The 20,214-nt window shown below is 43.4% G+C and carries 12 protein-coding genes; 3 read left to right on the forward strand and 9 right to left on the reverse strand.

The window, feature by feature from the left end; genetic code table 11:
* Window positions 1-2: 2 nt before the first annotated feature.
* Window positions 3-548: an N-acetyltransferase gene (locus tag BLU33_RS03815; protein WP_091369505.1), complete on the reverse strand. Its 546-nt coding sequence runs from the start codon at window positions 546-548 to the stop codon at window positions 3-5.
* Between the two features lie 381 nt (window positions 549-929).
* Here BLU33_RS03815 and BLU33_RS03820 point away from each other — a divergent pair, with 381 nt between their 5' ends.
* Window positions 930-1,526, forward strand: coding sequence for an FMN-dependent NADH-azoreductase (locus BLU33_RS03820; RefSeq protein WP_091369508.1), 597 nt, complete (start codon window positions 930-932; stop codon window positions 1,524-1,526).
* A 423-nt stretch (window positions 1,527-1,949) separates the two neighbouring features.
* Window positions 1,950-3,497 carry a DHA2 family efflux MFS transporter permease subunit gene (locus tag BLU33_RS03825; RefSeq protein ID WP_091369512.1) on the forward strand — a complete coding sequence of 516 codons (1,548 nt, stop codon included), beginning with the start codon at window positions 1,950-1,952 and terminating at the stop codon, window positions 3,495-3,497.
* Between the two features lie 240 nt (window positions 3,498-3,737).
* Here the strand turns inward: BLU33_RS03825 and BLU33_RS03830 are convergent, their stop codons facing one another.
* From BLU33_RS03830 to BLU33_RS03855, 6 genes are all read right to left on the reverse strand, one after another.
* On the reverse strand, window positions 3,738-5,147 hold the full coding sequence (locus BLU33_RS03830) for an efflux transporter outer membrane subunit (RefSeq protein ID WP_172829210.1): 1,410 nt from the start codon (window positions 5,145-5,147) through the stop codon (window positions 3,738-3,740).
* Between the two features lie 18 nt (window positions 5,148-5,165).
* On the reverse strand, window positions 5,166-8,378 hold the full coding sequence (locus tag BLU33_RS03835) for an efflux RND transporter permease subunit (protein ID WP_091369517.1): 3,213 nt from the start codon (window positions 8,376-8,378) through the stop codon (window positions 5,166-5,168).
* A gap of 24 nt (window positions 8,379-8,402) precedes the next feature.
* Window positions 8,403-9,542 carry an efflux RND transporter periplasmic adaptor subunit gene (locus BLU33_RS03840; protein WP_091380159.1) on the reverse strand — a complete coding sequence of 380 codons (1,140 nt, stop codon included), beginning with the start codon at window positions 9,540-9,542 and terminating at the stop codon, window positions 8,403-8,405.
* A gap of 309 nt (window positions 9,543-9,851) precedes the next feature.
* On the reverse strand, window positions 9,852-10,463 hold the full coding sequence (locus BLU33_RS03845; RefSeq protein ID WP_091369519.1) for a TetR/AcrR family transcriptional regulator: 612 nt from the start codon (window positions 10,461-10,463) through the stop codon (window positions 9,852-9,854).
* 284 nt (window positions 10,464-10,747) lie between these two features.
* The gene (locus BLU33_RS03850; protein ID WP_091369521.1) at window positions 10,748-11,275 is read right to left on the reverse strand and encodes an OmpA family protein; all 528 of its coding nucleotides are present in this window, start codon (window positions 11,273-11,275) and stop codon (window positions 10,748-10,750) included.
* A 943-nt stretch (window positions 11,276-12,218) separates the two neighbouring features.
* Window positions 12,219-14,498, reverse strand: coding sequence for a glycoside hydrolase family 3 N-terminal domain-containing protein (locus BLU33_RS03855; RefSeq protein WP_091369525.1), 2,280 nt, complete (start codon window positions 14,496-14,498; stop codon window positions 12,219-12,221).
* Between the two features lie 227 nt (window positions 14,499-14,725).
* Between BLU33_RS03855 and BLU33_RS03860 the strand changes: the two genes are divergently transcribed.
* Window positions 14,726-17,521: a glycoside hydrolase family 2 protein gene (locus tag BLU33_RS03860; protein ID WP_172829211.1), complete on the forward strand. Its 2,796-nt coding sequence runs from the start codon at window positions 14,726-14,728 to the stop codon at window positions 17,519-17,521.
* Between the two features lie 378 nt (window positions 17,522-17,899).
* On the opposite strand, the gene BLU33_RS03865 is transcribed toward BLU33_RS03860, so the two are convergent.
* Window positions 17,900-18,973 carry an SGNH/GDSL hydrolase family protein gene (locus BLU33_RS03865; RefSeq protein ID WP_091369529.1) on the reverse strand — a complete coding sequence of 358 codons (1,074 nt, stop codon included), beginning with the start codon at window positions 18,971-18,973 and terminating at the stop codon, window positions 17,900-17,902.
* A 19-nt stretch (window positions 18,974-18,992) separates the two neighbouring features.
* A complete protein-coding gene (locus BLU33_RS03870; RefSeq protein WP_091369531.1) occupies window positions 18,993-20,213 on the reverse strand; it encodes a glycoside hydrolase family 27 protein in 1,221 nt (406 codons plus the stop codon).
* Window position 20,214: the final 1 nt, after the last annotated feature.

Below are 20,214 nucleotides of genomic sequence, written 5' to 3' on the forward strand. Positions count from 1 at the left end.
TTTTAGTTTAATTTAGGATCAAATAACATGGCGGTGCAAAGGCAGTTGCACCTGTTCTTGCTTTGCAGCACATTATAGTTAACGCAACTTTTGCAGCCATCCCAAAAGGTTTGGTCGTGCGCTATTTCAGCATAGGTAACCGGCTCAAAGCCCAGGCGAGTATTCATTTTCATGATAGCGAGGCCCGAGGTGATGCTGAATATTTTTGCATCAGGATACTTGCTGCGCGATAGTTCAAAAATTTGTGTTTTGATTTGGGCGGCCACACCCTGGTTACGGTGTTTTGGCGAAACGATGAGCCCGCTGTTGGATACCAGCTGTTCGTTATCCCATGCTTCAATGTAGGAGAAGCCTGCCCATTCGCCGGTTTCGGTTACGGCTACTATTGCCTTACCGGTGTCTATTTTTTCAATGATGGCGGCTGCGGAGCGTTTTGATATTCCTGAGCCTCGTGCTATCGCTGAACTTTCCATTTCGTGAATGATCTCGTCGGCAAAGACCACATCAGCCGCAACTGCCGACCTTACAATAATTCGTTCATCTTCCATTTCTGTAAATTATTTCAGTTAAAGAACACGTTCCGTTCTGTAACTGTACTTGCAGGTATGCCAAAAGAATGCCCGTTATATGCAGTAAGCCTAAATGGTGCGTAATGCTGTATAAATGAATAAATTTATTTTATCGGGAATTAAAAAGTAAACAGAAAAGGCCTCTCAATTTGATATGGTTTTTTAGTAAGGTCACTCATTTTAAGAAAATACTGGAGGCATATTTTCGGTAGATAGCCATTCAATCCAGCTCCGGCTACCCATTTAATTACAAACCATTAACACTATCCTAAAAGATACCGGTATCCTTTAGGATAGTAGTATCTTTTTGATACCAATAGTATGTAGGTTTGTTTTCGTAATCAAAAAACGAAAGTAAAAATGAAAATATTACAATTGATATCCAGTCCGCGCGGCGCGGCATCAACAAGCATCAAATTGAGTGAGGCTATAGTTGAAAAATTACAGGAAGCTAACCCCGATAGTACGGTTAAAGTACATGATTTGACTAAAAATGGTTTCCCGCATTTGGAGGAAGTACACATCAACTCATTTTTTACGCCTGCTGAAAACAGGTCACCTGAATTGGTTGAAGCGGTTAAACATTCGGATGAGGCTATTGCTGAATTAAAGGATGCCGATGTTATAGTGATCGGTGTGCCGATGTATAATTTTAGCTTACATTCCTCATTAAAGGCATGGATAGATCACATTTGCCGTGCGGGCCAAACCTTCAGCTACTCTGAAAAGGGCGCAGAGGGATTGGTTAAGGGAAAGAAGATTTACCTGGCTATTTCTAGCGGCGGTGTGTATACGGAAGGATTTATGAAAGCTTATGATTTTACTGAGCCTTATTTAAGGTCGGTATTTGGCTTTTTAGGAATGACCGATGTTACCGTGTACCGTGCTGAGGGCTTAAATGTACCGGATCTGAAAGAATTGGCTTTGGATAAGGCTATTGAAAGTATAGAGATTTAAACCTCAACTCAACTCCTCTCCAAAGAAGAGGGGCTTAAAAAGGCAGCTCAAATGGCTGCCTTTGTTGTTTTAGTAAAAATCATAGATGTCAATGACGGAAAATAATGGAGCATGGGCATTGTGCGATTCCCGCCTCGGGGCGGGGAAGGGTGGGGTTTAACAGTTTATTTGGTGTCTAAACCCCTCCCTGCCACTTCACATTCAACCGCACCCCTCCCATGGGAGGGAATAAAAGCAAAATGCAATCTTTCTGAAAATATAATAGTATTCCCCTTTGCCATAACTGCGTAATAAATGGAAATGATAGTTTTAATAATATACCGATTGGTATATTTGTATTATGAATAGCAATCAATAAGAGTGCTGTATCTAATTCAGAATGATGAAAACTTTTATCAATTAAAATACCAATTGGTATAAATTATGACTCCCTTAAAACGACAACTGCTTTTAATAACCGTAATAGCGGCCGCTATTATGGAACTGATCGATACCTCTATTGTTAACGTTGCGCTTAACTATATGAGTGGCAATTTAGGCGCTACTTTGGAGGATACTTCATGGGTGATCACCTCATATGCGATAGCCAATGTGATCATCATCCCCATGACCAGCTTTTTAGCTAATAACCTTGGGCGAAGGAATTATTATATAGGCTCTATTATACTATTTACCGTGTGCTCCTTTATGTGTGGTAACGCTACCAATATATGGGAGCTGGTGGGTTTCCGGTTTTTGCAGGGATTGGGTGGCGGCGCTTTGCTGTCAGTATCGGCTACGGTGGTTTATGAGCTTTTCCCGAAGGAAAAACAAAACGTGGCCAGCGCCTTGTTTGGCATAGGTATTTTTATTGGTCCGACCATTGGGCCAACTCTGGGCGGTTATATTACCGAGAATTATTCATGGCCGTGGATCTTTTATATCAACATACCTATCGGGATAACCGCAGCTGTATCCTGCCTGTTTTTATTGTATGAACCGATAAGGCAAAAAGCCAGGAAAATTGATTGGGTAGGGATCATGTTGTTGATAGTGGGCATAGGCTCATTACAGGTAGTACTGGAACGCGGCCAAACCGACGACTGGTTCTCGGCAGGGTATATTACTTTCTTAACCGTGCTGGCTATACTGGCTTTAACCGCCTTCATCATCTGGGAACTGCATATAAAAAACCCCGTGGTTAACCTGCATATATTAAGGTTCAGGTCGCTAAGCATAGCGGCTGTGCTCACTTTTATTACGGGGATGGGAATGTATACCTCCATTTACCTAACGCCTGTTGTGGCGCAGCGGATATTAGGTTTTACGCCCACACAATCGGGGTTGCTGCTATTGCCGGGTTCTATTGTGGCTGTAATAGCGCTGATTGTTACCGGTAAATTATTGCAGAAGGGAGTTTCACCAGCTTTGATCGTTTTGTTTGGCTTTCTATGTTTTATTTATTTCAACTGGTCCATGTCGCGGATCAATTTGGAAACCCCTGCTTTTAATATTACGCTGAACCTCATTTTTAGGGCAATAGGGATGGCTTTGTTAACCGTTCCGCTCGGTACATTGGCTGTATCATCACTGGAGGCTAAGGACATGCCGCAAGGCACAGCATTAAATAATATGATGCGGCAGTTAGGTGGTTCATTTGGTATCTCTATTATTAATACTTATGTGGCCCGCAGGATAGCCTCACATCGTATGGATTTGATCACGCATATCACTAATGATAACCCGATATCAATAGCGAGGGTTAGTGCTTATACGCACCTGTTTCAGCAAAAGGGTTTTGGTTTATTGGATGCCAAACAAAAGGCTATGCAGTTGATTGAATTGGTGGTAGTAAAGCAATCGTCATTTTCCAGCTACCTGGATGGTTACTTTTTGATCGGCTTCTTCTTCGCGATAGTGCTACCGTTGTTATTATTTGTTACTAAGCGCGATAAGACAAAGGCTGTGGTTGTGCCGTCTTCGGATCATTGATAGAATGTCATACTAGCCGCCGGTTCAAGCGTCTACGCTTGAACCTATACAATTACGAGCGTCCACGCTTGAACTTAAGCATTTATGAGCGTCCTCGCTCATGTATTGTTTCAACGAGCGAGGACGCTCGAGTTCTTTATCGTTCAAGCGCGGACGCTTGAACGGCCGGGACATAAAAACAAAGAAGCCCGGCAGATATTCTCCGCCAGGCTTCTTTGTTTTATGATTTTGTTGTAAGTATTATCTCCAACCACCACCTAAGGATTGGTAAAGCTCTGATACAGCGCTCAACTCGTCTCTTTTAATGGTTGCCAGTTCAAGCTGACTTTGCAGTACATTGCTTTGTGCTGTGATTACCTCAAGATAATCGGCCATGCCATTTTTAAAGAGCAGGCTGGCATTGGCTGTAGCCTGATTTAGGGTGTTCACCCTTTTCGCGGCAATTGTTTCCTGCTGGTTCAGCTTTTCGATCTTAACCAGTGCGTCAGATACATCGCCCACGGCATTTAACACCGTTTGCCTGAATTGGAGTACCGCTTTTTCGCGGTTTACCTGTGCCACATCATATTGGGTTTTTAACTCCTTATGATCTAACAATGGTTGCAATACGCTACCGGCAACTATACCAAATAATGATGATGGTATGTTGAACCAATTGCTGGCCTTAAATGAATTTACACCACCATCGGCAGTTATGCGCAGGGCAGGGTACATTGATGCTTTGTTAATACCAACGTTGGCATTGGCAACAACTAAAGCCAGTTCAGCGCTCTGTACATCAGGGCGGCGACTAACCATGGCCGATGGTATGCCTGTTGATAAATTAGCAGGCATAGTGATCTGATCAAGCGTAGTGCTGCGGGTGATCTTCTCAGGTAATTGTCCGGCTAAAATGCTCAGTGCATTTTCCTGTATAGCAATGTTCTGTTCAAATTGGGGGATCAATTCCGCAGCGGTTTGCTCCTGTGCTTCGGCTTGTTGAACGGCTAATGAAGTTACCTGCCCGGCATCGTACTGTAATTTAATGATGCGGATAGTGCTGTCATTTAAACGTACATTGCTTTTGGCAATGTTCAACTGTTCGTCAAGCATCAGCAGGTTATAGTAACCTTGTGATACGCTGGCCACAATATTGGTCTGGATCAGCTTTTTAGCTTCCTGTGTTTGCAGATAATTGGCAAAAGCCAGTTTGCTTTGGCTGCGGATCTTACCCCAGATATCAGCCTCCCATGAAAGGGAGATATCAGCCTGGTAAGTTTCAATGTGCTTTGTGCTGATCTTGTCCTGGGCCAGGCTCAATCCGTCCAAACTATTGTCTGATGGGCGACTTGAGTTGGCAGATACATTCAGATCAACCTGTGGCACATTGTTCCATTTTACCTGTTTAAACAATAATTGCGAAGCCTCGATATTTTTAACAGCTATCTGCATATCATAATTTCTGGTGATAGCGCTGTCGATCAACGTTTGCAAAGTTGGATCGGCAAAAAAGCTTCTGTATTGTATATCGCCAATGCTGGTGGTATCCTTGGTAGCAGCCGCGTTCCTGAAAGTATCAGGTAACGCGGGCTTGGGTGTTTGTACGTCTTTCGATACGTTACAGGCGCTCAACAGCAATAGAAAAGCGGCACTGTATAATATATTTTTCATGTTATTGATCATTTTTAATTATGCTGAATACTCATCTGCCAATACAACCGCATTACCGTTGATGTGGGCATTTTCACCATCATTAAGTGCTGGTGGTACAGGCACTCCTGATATTTTTTCCTGCAAGGCCTGGAATATCACGAACAGTACCGGGATAATAAATAAGCCCAGTATTACCCCTGAAACCATCCCACCTGCGGCACCTATACTAATAGAGTGGTTACCCTGTGCAGATGGACCGGTTGCGATACTCATCGGGAACAAACCGAACACGAATGCCAGTGATGTCATGATGATTGGCCTTATCCTTAGCCTGGCTGCTTCTATAGCTGACTCAACCAAACCATGGCCTGCCCTGCGCCGCTGTACCGCGAACTCAATGATCAGGATCGCGTTCTTGGCCAATAAGCCGATAAGCATAATGAGCGCTACCTGTACATAGATGTTGTTTTCGATACCTGTTAAGCCTAATACCACAAACACACCAAGTATACCTGTTGGTATAGAAAGTATTACTGCCAAAGGCAGGATGTAACTTTCGTACTGCGCTGCTAATAAGAAGTATACAAATATCAAACAAAGCATAAATATTATACCTGATTGCCCACCTGATGAGATCTCTTCACGAGTTTGACCGGAGAACTCATAAGCATAGCCGGTTGGCAATTGCTCTTTGGCTGTTTCCTCTATAGCTTTGATCGCGTCACCTGAGCTGTAGCCCGGTTTAGGGATAGCGTTTACCTCGATAGAGTTAAAGAGATTATAACGTGAAGCCGTTTCTGAACCATATACACGGGTTAGTTTAACAAGCGTGTTGATCGGTACATTTTCACCTGCGCTGTTTTTAACAAACACGCGGTCAATTGATGCCGGGTCTGTCCTGTCGGCAATATCAGCCTGGACGATCACACGGTAGTACTTACCAAAACGGTTAAAGTCCGACGCTTGAGCGGTACCGAAGTAAGCCTGCATGGTTGACAAAATGTCTTTAACATTTACCCCAAGTTGGGCAGCTTTTTCGTCATCAACTTCTAATTGTAGCTGTGGGTAATCTGCTTTGAAAGAGGTAAAAGCATAGGCAATTGCCGGTTTAGCCATTAGTTTTCCGATAAAATTGCTGGCTACACCGCTAAATTTATCCAGCCTGCCATTGGTTTTATCCTGCAACATTACGTCCATAGCTTCTACGTTACTAAAACCAGGAACGGTTGGAAAGCTGAATACGAAGAACGTACCGCCGGGTATGCCCGCCATTTTACCCCTTACAATATTTTGTATATCATCAATATTCTTAACAGCACCCCTGTCTTTATTAGGTTTTAACAACAGGAAGATCTGACCAGCTGACGGGCTGTTGGAAAGTGTTAAAAAGTTAAAGCCCGCCAATGACATCACAAATCTTGATGATGGCATAGTATTTAGCTGTGCTTCAGCTTGTTTTAGTATTTTATTGGTATTGGCCAATGAAGTTCCGGATGGTGTTGAAACCGCGATAGCCACGAAACCCTGATCCTCGGTAGGTATAAAGCCTGTTTTTGTTCTTTCTACCAGGAAAACTGTAACAGCAATTACTAATGCAAGCCCGGCCATACTGATCCATTTATTGCGGATAAGAATTTTTAAGCCGCCTATGTACCTGTTGGTCATGTAATTAAAGCTGCCGTTAAAGCCTGCGTAAAATTTCTCAACAAAACCTTTTTTAGGTGCTTCATGGCCATCTGCAGTATGTTTATTCTTTAAGAATAATGCCGCAAGAGCAGGGCTTAATGTTAAAGCGTTAACCGCTGATATAACGATGGCTATTGACATTGTTAATGCAAACTGCCTGTAAAATATACCTGTTGAACCTGTCATAAAGCTAACCGGTAAAAACACCGCCGCCATAACCAGCGTAATGGATATAATTGCACCGCTTATTTCACTCATGGCCCCGGTGGTTGCCTGTTTCGGGGTAAGGCTTGGATCATGCTCCATTTTGGCATGCACCGCCTCCACCACCACAATCGCGTCATCCACCACAATGCCAATGGCCAATACAAGGGCGAATAAGGTTAAAAGGTTAACAGAGAACCCGAAGATGTTCATGAAGAAGAATGTACCAATAATAGCTACCGGAACTGCTATAGCCGGGATCAATGTAGACCTGAAATCCTGCAGGAATATAAATACCACGATAAATACCAGTACGAAAGCTTCTACCAGTGTATGTTCAACCTGGTCAATGGATTCATCAAGATCGGTTTTTGTACGATAGAACTGGTTGTATTTGATACCTGCCGGGAAATCCTTTGATAATTTCACCATCAGCTTATCAATATCAATCTGTATCTGGTTAGCGTTTGAGCCTGCCAGCTGTATAATACCAACGGTGATACCTTCATGCCCGTTTAAGCGGTTTACACTAGCGTAGCTGTATGCTCCAAGCTCAACCCGTGCTACATCTCTTAAATGTAATACGGAACCATCGGCATTTGCACGGATAGCGATATTTTGATATTCTTCCGGCGTGGTAAGCTTGCCTTTGTATTTAATTACATATTCAAATGCTTCAGTGCTTTGCTCGCCAAATTTACCGGGAGCAGCTTCCAGGTTTTTGTCCTGTATGGCTGCCATCACCTCGGCAGGTGTAATTTTGTAAGTAGCTAATTGAGCAGGATTTAACCAAACACGCATAGAATAATCCTTAATACCGCCAAATACCTGGGCAGAACCTACTCCCTGGATACGTTTAAGTTCGGGAATGATATTGATCTGCGCGTAGTTATTTACAAAGGTCGCATCGTATTTTTTGGGGTCTTCTGAGTAAATACCCATAGCGCCAATAAAACTGTTTTGCTGTTTGGTAGTAGTTATACCATATTGTACAACCTCTGCCGGTAACTGGCTTGTTGCCTGTGAAACACGGTTTTGAACGTTCACCGCAGCCTGATCGGGATTGGTACCTTGTTTAAAATAAACCGTGATGCCTAAAGTACCATCATTACTGGCAGTGGAAGTCATGTAGGTCATGTCTTCCACACCATTAATTGCTTCTTCTAATGACGGGGTTACCGAACGTAAAATAGTTTCGGCGTTAGCGCCCGGGTATACAGCAGATACCAATACCGAAGGAGGGGCGATATTCGGAAACCGCTCCAGGGGCAATTTTGTTAAACCAAGTATACCAACTATCACCAACAATATGGAGATAACAGTTGAAAGTACCGGTCTTTCTATAAATTTTTGAAACATGACTTTAAAGTTTAAGTGTATGTATTATTTCTTTATTACTGCGGCAGTTTTATCTGTCGCTTTTTGAGGCTGGATCACCATGCCCTCCTGTAATTTATCAATGCCGCTTAATACAATCTGGTCGCCTACTTTTACGCCGTCTTTAACCAGGTAATTGTCGCCGGTTTTACCAATAATGGTAATAGCCTGTTTTTTCACTTTGCTGCTATCGCCTACGGTAAATACGAACGTTTTATCCTGCATATCAACAGTTGCTGATGCGGGTATGATTAAAGCATCTTTGTGTAGTAAGCTTAAACGGATCTTACCGGTGTTGCCGGAGCGTAAAAGACCCTGCGCGTTAGGGAAACTTGCCCTTAATGTTATAGCGCCGGTGTTTTTATCAAACTGACCGTCGATCATATCAATACTGCCCTCTTTCGCGTATTGAGTTTCATCGGCCAATAATAAGGTTACCGGTGGCAATCCTTTCAGTTTGTCTTTTAAGGTTTCACCAGGATATTGTTCTTTAAAGGCTACAAAATCCTTTTCGCCAAGTGAGAAGTAAACGTGTACGTTATGCACATCAGATAATAAGGTTAATGCATCAACATCTGTTGGCGAAACCAAACTTCCCTGTTTCTTTTGCAGGCGGCCAATATAACCGCTTACAGGTGCTTTAATAGTTGTATAACCTAAGTTGATAGAGGCAGTAGATACGTTTGCTTTTGCCTGTTCAACATTGGCTGTTGCTACCTGGTAGGTGGCTTTAGCTGTTTTTAATTGATAGTCGGATACTACTTTATTGGCAACCAACGGGGTTAGTTTATCAATTTCAAGCTGAGCGTTTGCCTGTGATGCTTCTGCAGCATGCTGACTTGCCAATGCATTATTGTAAGCTGCACGATATGGCAACTCATTGATTTTAAATATTGGCTGACCTGCACTTACAAAAGCGCCTTCGTCAACAAATACTTTATCTAAAGTACCGCTAACCTGCGGGCGGATCTCCACGTTTACTATGCCTTCAATTGAGGCAGGGTATTCCTGGTAAGTGGTGTCGGTACCGGCTACAACTGTAGCTACGGGTAACGATGGCGGCGGCGGAGCGGTTTGCGCTGCCGGCGTTGAGGAGCAACTATATAGTAGTGTTATTGCTACGAGTCCTAAGATGATGCGTTTCATGTTGTGAGAGTTAATGTTTATTAATGATGATATAAATTGTGAGGGCATTGCTTTGTGTACTTGTTTTTCGATATGCATTTGATGTAGGGTGAGCTAGTAATTAAGTAGTCGTAATATTCTGTTGATATGGTAAACGGAGTTTGTTGCAGCGTACCATAAATACTGCTTAACGTCATTAGTTTTTCTAACGCTGTTAAGTAATTGGTAAAAATTGTGGTTATTCGCTTTCATTATTTCATTATTTTAAATTTTTAGTTCCTATTATTGTGATGATGCAAATTTTGATTGTTTAAACATCATTCGTATTAATCAGGCTATCTGTGGTTTTATCGTATTTATCATGCTGCCAATGGCATCCTTCAGCACCTGGCGGTTAATCTCATCGGATGAACCACGGCTTAACAGGTTGATAGATATTAAACCATGTACTACCGACCAAAGGGTATAATATTTTGTACAGATCACATCGGAGTCCATATCTTCAATACCCATTAGTTCGCCTATCACTTCGCTGAACATATCCCATGGCTTTGCGGCCTCGGCTAAAGTGTTCAACGTTTCGCAGCAGCAGTTGGTTGATACGCCAAACATGCCCTGGTAAAGTTCCTTATTGGCAAAGGCGAAGTTCCAGTAGGCTACCCACATGGCTTCTAATTGCTTTGCCGGTAAACGGTGTTTGCTTTTTGCTTCCTCCAGGTCCTTTGATAATAAAAGGTAGCCTTGTCGGCTCAGCTCAAGCAGTATTGCTTCTTTGTTTGAGAAATATTCATATATAATAGGAGCGGTGTATTCAATTACATCGGCTATTTTGCGCATACTTAACGCCTGCCATCCGTCTTCCTTAACAATTTGAAGTGCAGCACCCAGTATGTTTGCCCTGGTTTCTTCCTTCAAACGCAGTATTCTGTCTTTACTTGCCATTTTATGTTTACCCTATTAAATCATTTAACAGTGTTAAGCAAATGTACGGTGATAAATAATTATCAATGTACATCCAATTGTCACTTTTTATTTTTTGGTGGATTTTGAACTTAAAGATAGGTAAAAAGCAAGCGTTTAGGCTTACTTTCTTTATGGTTTTATGGTTCAAGCGTGGGCGCAGGAACCGTCAATTAAAAATGCCCGAAGAGAGACTCGAACTCTCAACGGGCATTTCTCAAACCTAAACGAGTTTGAACCTCGTCCAGATTATATATTTATATTCCTTAATTAGCTTTCTTAATTTCCACACGGCGGTTTAGGATCCTGCCGGCTTCGGTAGAGTTATCAGCAACAGGGTTAGCTTCGCCGTACCCTTTGGTTGTAATGTTATCAGCGCTAACACCTGAATTTACAAGGTATACTTTAACTGAGTTTGCCCTGTCTATAGATAATTGCATGTTATGCGCGTCGGTTCCTTCGGCAGACGCAAAACCGCTCAGATTAAATTTAATGGTAGGGTCCATTTTCATTTGTGCGGCGGCATTATCCAATGCAGGATATGAATCTGTTTTTAAGATGCCTGAGTTAAACTCAAACTGTATATTACTAAAATTATAATCTGGTTTTGGAGCAGGTGGCGGCGGTGTTGGCTGCGGAGCAGGTGCTGGCGGCGGCGGTGGCGGCGTTACCGGAGCAGGGGCTTCAGGTGGCGGCGGCGGGGCTTGTACTAATTTTTTAGCCTTGCATGCCTGTAAAGTAATTAGAGCCATTAAAATAACAATTGGAGCAATACCTGATCTTAAAAGTTTCATGTTAAAAGTTTTTAGTTGTTGGTGAAACGTTAATTATAGGTAGCTTATTGTAAATATAGGTTCATTCCAAATTATGAAATATTGTTAGTTATTCACAATTAGGGTTTTATGTTAATTACTTTATTTGGGGTTGATAGAAAGCGTCATTTCGAGGAATGAAGCAATCTTTAGATAGTACTGAGCGGACTTTCAGGTTTGAATATCGCGCGTAGCCGCTCATTGCCGCGGAGGCTACTAGTTTTTCGCAAATTGTTTGTTTTTTAGAGATGCTCAAGAGGGCTTCGCCGTATTGTCTTGATACAAAAGGTAGCAAAAACCGACCGTAGGGAGCTCATGAATACCATTGAAGAACAAATAATAGATGAATAAATCAAGACAACAAGGATGCTCCTGCCCGCCCTGCCGGTTCTTCACGCTTTTTTCGCTGTTCGATACTTCGTATCTCACATCACCCAAAAAACTAAATCGACATTCCCGCCAACGCTGGCCCGCCCTTGTTGTCAGGCCCCACGCTTTTTACTTACATTATTAAAAATGTCATTGCGAGGAGGAACGACGTGGCAATCTCGTCGCATTCAATAACCAAGCGATGAGATTGCTCCTTCGCTATTCAGCGGCTCGCAATGACATGATGGAGAGATTTTTCTCTTTTCTTCCCCGTCAGTAGAACAGCTTCGGGTGAAATCTGGCAAAACGATGATGGCCTTGTGCCTGGCAGGGCATAGGAAATTTTTGCAGCGCATAGGGCAGTGTGTGTACAATTGCCGCAAAAAGATTCCAGCCCAGGTTTTGCCTGATTTGCAGGGAATGGCCAAGTGTGGCAAAGAAGCATTTCGACTGACTTGACTTTTTGGTCCTTTTGTGTCGAAGACAAAAGGACTAGGCCTAGCGGCTATGAGCGATACCAAGCGACTCAACAGACAAAACAAAAGTTAATCCCGATTTATAATTTTCCTGTACGTGATGGGACAATACTGGTTAAGTAGTTAAAGCTTTGTGTTTGGTTACCTATCTGAATTTTAAACTCCCCGGCTTCTGTTACGCGTTTGCTCAGATCGTTGATAAATGAAATATCAGTCGGAGTTATCTTAAAGGTAACGGTACGCGATTCGTTGGGCTGTAATTCTATCTTATCAAAACCTCTTAAGCGCTTAGTGTCAGGGGTAACAGAAGCATATAGTTCGCTGATGTACAGCAATACACTTTCTTTACCTGCACGACTGCCGGTGTTTTTTACATCAACAGAAATCGTCAATGTTTCACCATCACTTAAAGCTGGTTTGCTAATGTGCAGGTTGCTGTATGCAAATGTGGTATAGCTTAAGCCATAGCCAAACTCATAAAGTGGGTTGTAACCCATAGCATCGTCGCTGTTACCGTTCTCGATATTTTTGCGATAATAGTTAACCAATGCATTCGGGTAGCGCGGATAAGTGAACGGCAACCTGCCCGATGGGTTGGCATCACCAAATAAAATATCAGCAAGCGCATTGCCGCCTTCGTTACCTGACAGGTAGGCCATAATGGTTGCGGCAGATTTGCCTTCAGCCTCGGTTATAATGCGTGGCCGGCCTTCGCCCATTATCAATACAATTGGTTTGCCGGTTTTAGCCAACTCAGTAGCCAGTTGGGTTTGTATGGCTGGTAAGCTCAGGTCATTTATATTGCCCGGGTTTTCGGCATATGATGGCTCGCCCAAGCATAAAACTATTACATCCGCTTTTTTGGCCGCCGCGATGGTTGCATCAATATCAACAGCATCGGCAAATGTGGTGCCGGGTTGGTAATCTACATTTTCCTTACCAATTTTTTGGATGATGGCTTTTAATACGGTGTTTTTATCAGCGGCAAATTTATCACTGAAATCGCCTTGCCAGGTATAGCTCCAACCACCATCTAATGAGCGCATGGTATTAGCTGCCGGACCGGTAACCAGCACTTTTGCATCCTTTTTAAGCGGTAATATATTGTTGGTGTTTTTTAACAGGGTGATAGATTCGGTAGCAGCTTTTAAGCTAACCGCCTCAAACTCGGCAGAGCCAAATTTAGGATAATCGTCAGGATTGCCAACCGGATGCTCAAAAATGCCTAGCTCATATTTAACTCTTAAGATCCTTTTTACGGACTCATTAATACGGGTCATTGGTACTTTGCCTTCGTTAACCAATTCCTTTAAATATTGGCAGAAAGAGTAATCATAAGGCACCATGCTCATATCAATACCTGCGTTTATGGCTATCATTACCGCCTCTTTTTGAGTAGCGGCAATATGGTGGCGGTCGTGCAGGTATTTAATGTCCTGCCAGTCGGTAACTGCGATACCTGTGAATTTTAGTTCGCCCCTTAAAACATCCGTCAATAAATATTTGCTGGCATGTACCGGAATGCCGTTAATTTCAGATGAATTGATCATTACCGATTTCGCACCTGATTTAACTGCTTCGGCAAATGATGGTAAAAAGTATTCGCGTATATAGCGGTCCGGGATCCAGGCAGGGGTACGGTCCTTACCATCAAGCGGAAAGCTGTAACCTAAATAATGCTTTAAGCACGATGCAACTTTGTATTTATTGCCGATATCATCGCCCTGGTAGCCTTTAATAACAGCGGCACCCATAGTTTTCACTAAGTAAGGATCCTCGCCAAAAGTTTCATAAATATGTGGCCAAAGGGCATTTTTGCCAAGATCTAATACCGGTGAAAAATTCCATGGGATATAGCTGGCACGGGTTTCATAAGCGGTGATCTCACCTTCGCGGCGAGCAAGCTCCGGGTTAAAGGTTGCGGCCATACCAATTTCCTGCGGGAAAAATGTAGCACCTACGGTATAGTTCTGGCCGTGCATAGCATCAATACCATATATCACGGGAATCTTCAGCCTGTCCTTAGCTGCAAATTCCTGTATTTTGCTGATCAGGCCATACCAAACCTCGCGGGTATTAGCGCCGCCGCTTACGTTTAATATCGACCCAACATGATATTTTAATAAGGCTTCCTTTAGTTTAACCGTATCTATTTGCAAAGGGTGAATAGCCGCGCCACCGCTGGTTTGCAAAACTTCATCCAGGGTAAGCTGTGTCATCTGACCGATCTTTTCATCAAGGGTCATTTTAGCGATAAGAGCATCAACTTTTTTATCGATAGTGCTTGCCGCAACAACATGTTGTGCTTTAACGTAAATTGCGCTGCACAAAACAGCGGCAATACATAGTACTTTTTTCATAAATATAGGCTATAACCTGGGTTTTAATAAAATGTGCAATAAAAGCCGGGTACTAAGTTAAATGAAGTAAAAAATTTATCAACCTAATGGTAAAATAGTGTCAACAATTGCGATAAAAATATAACTGTTTAAAAAACTATATATTCTATATTTCGTCAGATTAGCCGGTTTAATTAAACGGATATAAAATTCACCGGCATACAAGTTAATAATATTATAAAATGATAATGAAAAAGGGGCTCAAATTTCTTCCGGTATTTTTATCCGGCTTACTTTTAAATGTTAACCTTTATGCACAAAAAGGCAGCATTAAGCAGGTTAAACTTACGGACTTTCAACTGCAGGCATCGGGTTTAATTAGTGAAGATGGCGGCGCTATATCGCAACCGAAATACGAATCAAGCGTATATTGGTTCCCGGTAAAAGTGCCGTCGACAGTGCTTACAGGGCTTGTTGCCAACAAAATTTATCCCTCGCCATACCTGGGGTTGAATAATATGCTGATCCCGGATGCATCAGACAAATTCAATAAAGAATACAACCTGGAGCAATACAGCTTTTTACCAAATCAGCCAAACCCCTGGAAGAAACCTTACTGGTACCGCACTACATTTAATGTACCGGCAAGTGACAGGGGAAGGATCTTCCAACTGATATTTAAAGGCATAAACTACCGTGCTGCGGTTTGGGTAAACGGTAAACAGATCGCCGATTCCACACAAATGGCGGGCATGTTTGCTGAATATAGTTTAGATGTGAGCAAGCAGATCATCCCCGGAGGAACTAATGCTTTGGCAGTGAAGATCTATCCTTTAGATGAACCCGGTTTCCCCGACAAAGAGCAGTTGGAAGCGATGGGGCCATTCTTTTTAAACGGCGGCCCAACTGGAGATATAGGTAAAAATGTTACTATGTTATGCTCTGTAGGCTGGGACTGGATCCCACCGGTGCGCGACCGTAATATGGGCATCTGGCAGCCAGTTTTCCTGCGTACTACAGGCGCGGTAACAATCGGTCATCCGCAATTAAAAACGGATCTGCCTAATTTACCGGATACCAGTGTTGCTAAGCTATCACTCAACTTAACTTTAACTAACCATACCGATGCTGCCAAAAGCGGTACGCTTACAGTATCCATAAAACCGGAAAACTTTGCGGGCGCAGCTGTGCAGTTCTCAAAACCGGTAAGCGTTGGTACAAATGCATCAAAAGAGATTGGTTTTAGTGCCGATAATGTAGCTGCTTTGCTGATCCACCAGCCACATTTATGGTGGCCTACAGGTTATGGCAGGGCAAATTTATACCAGATCCGCCTGCAATATACCGATGCTGAAGGTATGGCTGATGATACCACCTTTGTGTTTGGTGTGCGTACCGTTAGCTCACAGTCGACAGATGTTAATGGCTATAACCGTCGCGATTTTTATGTGAACGGCAAGCGTGTACACTTAGTAGGCGGCGCATGGGTACCTGATATGATGGTGAACCGCGATTCCGCACGTTATGATTACGAATTGCACCTATGCAAAAATGCCAATGTGAATTTGGTGCGTATTTGGGGTGGTGGTGTTACGCCTCCTGATGCCTTTTGGAACGCGGCCGACAGGTACGGACTCATGGTATGGTCGGATTTTTGGGTGACAGGCGATACCCAGGGCGAGTTTAAGGGCTCACCCGACTGGCCGCTTGAAGGCAATGTATTTGTTAAGAATGTACTAAGTACCATATACCGTATCCGCAACCACCCAAGCTTACTGGTCTGGACAGGCGGTAACGAAGGTCATGCGCGGAAGGAACTATATGATGCCATGCGCAGTAACATTATCGCTTTGGATGGTACAAGGCCATTTATCCCAAGTTCATCGGGTTTTGCAAAACTGCCTGCGGGCTGGAAAGGCGCTTATCCTGATGAGAAAACATCGGGTGTTTATAGCGGTGGTCCGTATGCATGGAGAGATCCTAAAGAGTATTATAAACTGGCTGATGCCGGTAAAGATTGGGTGTTTAAGGATGAAACAGGTCTGCCATCGCAGCCGCCTTACACTACGCTACCAAAAGTGATCACCAACTTAACCTGGGATACTAAACTGCCTTTCCCGCTTAATAATACCTGGGGTTACCATGATGCATGCACAGGTGCCGCAAAATATGACACTTTATATATCGACATGGTTAAGCGGTACGGACCGGCTGCGAGTATGCAAGCTTTTTCCGACAAGATGCAGTTCATGAACTATACTGGTTATCAGGGCATATTTGAAGCCGATGGACATAAACTCAATCAAACCGGTGGTGTAATGCTTTGGAAACTAAACTCGGCACTGCCAAGCGTGGTTTGGCAAATATATGACTGGTTTCTTGAACCAAATGCGGGTTACTACGCTATGCAAAACGCCTGTGAAGCTAAACACATTCAGTTTAACCAGGATGATTCAACTGTTATGGTTATCAACCGCACCTTAAAAAGCACAGGTGTTTTAACCGCGCAGGCTGATGTTTATTCGGTAGATAGTAAGGTGTTGTATCACCATACAGCTACCGTAAATTTGTCATCGACAGGCACACAATCGGCTATGCCGTTAAAAGCAGTTTTGGCTGATATTAAGGATATGTGTTTTGTTGTATTGAAATTGAAAGATGCCGCTGGTAACGTAATATCACGCAATGCATACTGGATAGCCCCTGGCAATGATTATAAGGCGTTAAATGGCATTGGCCACACCAACCTCTCCACCAAATTCATCAGGGCTGAGAAGGGTTATAAAGAGAGCAAATGGATATTAGAGATCAGCAATAACAGCAAACAAATCGCATTTTTTGTTCGCCCGCAATTGATGGTGAATGGCGAGGAAGTAATGCCATCGTACTGGTCGGCAAATTACTTTACACTGGCGCCTGGCGAAAGCACAACGGTATCGGTTAGCGCACCATGGGCGAAGGTAGGCGGCCAAAATCCAACTGTTTTAGTTGAGGGGTGGAATGTGGATAAGCAGGTGGTGGAGCTGGCCTCGGGTGTGAAGTAAGCTAATGAGCTGTTGGGTGTGCCACGAAACAGGTGAAACACGCGGCACATCCGGCACAGTGTGGCACACCTGAATAATTAACTTATATATGTAATCTCCGCGCGTCATTGCGAGGTGCGAAACAATCCCTAGCTATACCGGGCGAATAGAAAGATGTAAATCATTGCATTACGATCTGCACAGTTAGGGATTGCTTCGTATCTAGCAATGACGCTTTCTTTTAGGACTTAGCTTCTCTTCCAACTAATTATTCTTTTAGCGCAAGTCTTGTGCGGGGGATTGAGTGAGGCTGACTTGTGCTTTCTTAGGCCGCACAAGTCAGCCATTACACAGGGCCAATTCACAAGACTTGCGCTAAATCCAGAACTTTAACTCTATCTACCAATTCTCTACCTGCTTTACATAATCAGCAAGCTGTTGGGCAATAACTTGGTGCTGCACCATGCCGGGGTGGTAAGCACAGCCATCGTTATAACCTTTATCAAAAAAGTAGTGATATACATGGTGGTCACCCGCATTATTTAGGTATTGCTGGATGCTGGTGATGTACTTTTTAAGGATAACCCGGAGATCATTATTGGCCATCGGACTACTTACGCAAATAATATCCGCTTTTGGATAGTGCGATCTTACTGTTTTTACAAAGGCTACATAGGCGCTGCAAAAGGCGGTTGAATCCTGGTTGCCATCATTTTGACCAAGGCAGATAGTAACTACATCGGGTTTGTAGTTGGAAAAGTTCCATTGCAGGGTATCGGCACGCTGATTTATCTTGTTAAATACCTGTGGCATCACAATATCCATTTTGCAGCAGCTATGGATCATGCCGATACCTGATACCGCTGTGATATACCATTGTGCGTTTAGTTGCCTGGCTACCGTTGGTCCGTAACTCAAGTAGGCATTATGCTGATCGAACCACTGGCCCTTGTCGCATTTTACGGTTGATTCATCAATGCCGGAACCGCAGGTAATGGAATCACCTATAAATTCGATCTTTCTTTTCGGCTGTTTTATCGAGAGCAGTTTTTCGCACTTCAGGCCCACAAATTCTATGTAGCCAATGCCTGCTTCTGTATCCTTGCAAATGGTAACGGTATGCTCGCCGGGGGCGAGATCTTTAGCTACTTCTATTACATTGGTTTTGCCGGTGGTTTGTATCCTGAAAGGTTTATTGTTATCTATAACCACCTCCAGGTAGTTATGGAGCTTGCCATAAAGTACCTCATCGTTAACGGATATGGTTAATGATGTCCCCTCAAATTTTGCCCGTATATATACTCCCGGCTGCCAGAAACGTGGTTTCAATGGGTCGGTGAAATCTATCCGGCCTACATATTTAATGTGCTTATCATTAGCGCTGTAAAATGTGAGATCCTTTGGCGATACAGGCTTTGCCCATGCGCAAAGGGTGGCAAATAAGACTATGATGAGCGAAAAGGCGTATTTCATGTTGATCTGATAAAATGGATTATTGTTTGCTCAATTTCAGCATCACCGCATCATGCGCGCCGATGATTTGTTTAAAAGCGTGTTGGGTAGTGCCAATATTCTTTTTAGTCCAAAGATCGCGCAGGGAGTAATTGGTTTTGCCGAAATCTATATCAAGCTTCGCGATAGCATCAACTAAAGTATGCTCCTTCCAATCGAAATAAATATTTTGCTGGCGCGATGAACGGTTCAGGAAACATATTGCCAGGCTATTGTCCTTTAATGGTTTTACATAGATCTCCAAACCATCAAAAGAGTAGTATTTAAAGCCCTGTACACCTAATGAATCCTGGTCGACAGCTATCACTTCTTTGTTGGTAAGGATGGCTTTGGTTTGCTCGCTCATTTTGCGCAGATCGTTACCGGCGATGAGTGGCGCTGCAAGCATACACCATAAAGAGAAGTGCGCTTTATCCTCGCTGTAGGTCATGCCGTTGCCAACTTCCAGCATATCGGGGTCGTTCCAATGGCCGGGACCTGCATATTGCCTGATAGGGTTTTGCAAGTCAAGAATATGCATTACGCTGTATGACGACCATGAGCCATTGCTGAGATCTTTATCAAAGCCCGCATGGATATCGCTGGTAGTGCGCCATAACTGGCCTACATTTTTTGCCCAAAGCCACGGCTGGTGATTACCCCATTCGCAAAGGCTGAAGATCATTGGCCTCCCTGCCGCGCGGATGGCCTTGCTCATGGTGGTATAGGCATCACGTGCATTGATGCTGTCGGTATTACACCAGTCGAACTTCAGATAATCAACACCCCATGAGGCATACAGGCGGGCATCCTGGTACTCGTAACCATGTGTGCCGGGATAGCCTGCACAGGTTTTTGTGCCCGCACAATTGTAGATGCCGAATTTGAGGCCTTTGGAATGCACATAATCGGCAAACTCCTTCATCCCGTTAGGGAATTTTTTAGGATCGGCTACCAGGTTGCCGTTGTTATCGCGGTCCATTGCCATCCAGCCATCGTCCAACACAAAATAGGTATAACCTGCATCGCGCATGCCCGATGCTATATAGGCATCAACCATTTCTTTTAGTAATGGCTCATCAATTTTGGTTTGGAAAGTGTTCCAGCTATTCCAACCCATGGGCGGGGTTTGGCCTAGTTCCTCAAACTTTTGTGCGAATGAATGCGTGTATGAAGCTGTGCTGATGAGTAAGGCGATAAAGGCGATTTTTAAATATTTCATT

This window comes from Mucilaginibacter mallensis, assembly GCF_900105165.1.
Taxonomy (GTDB): Bacteria; Bacteroidota; Bacteroidia; order Sphingobacteriales; family Sphingobacteriaceae; genus Mucilaginibacter; species Mucilaginibacter mallensis.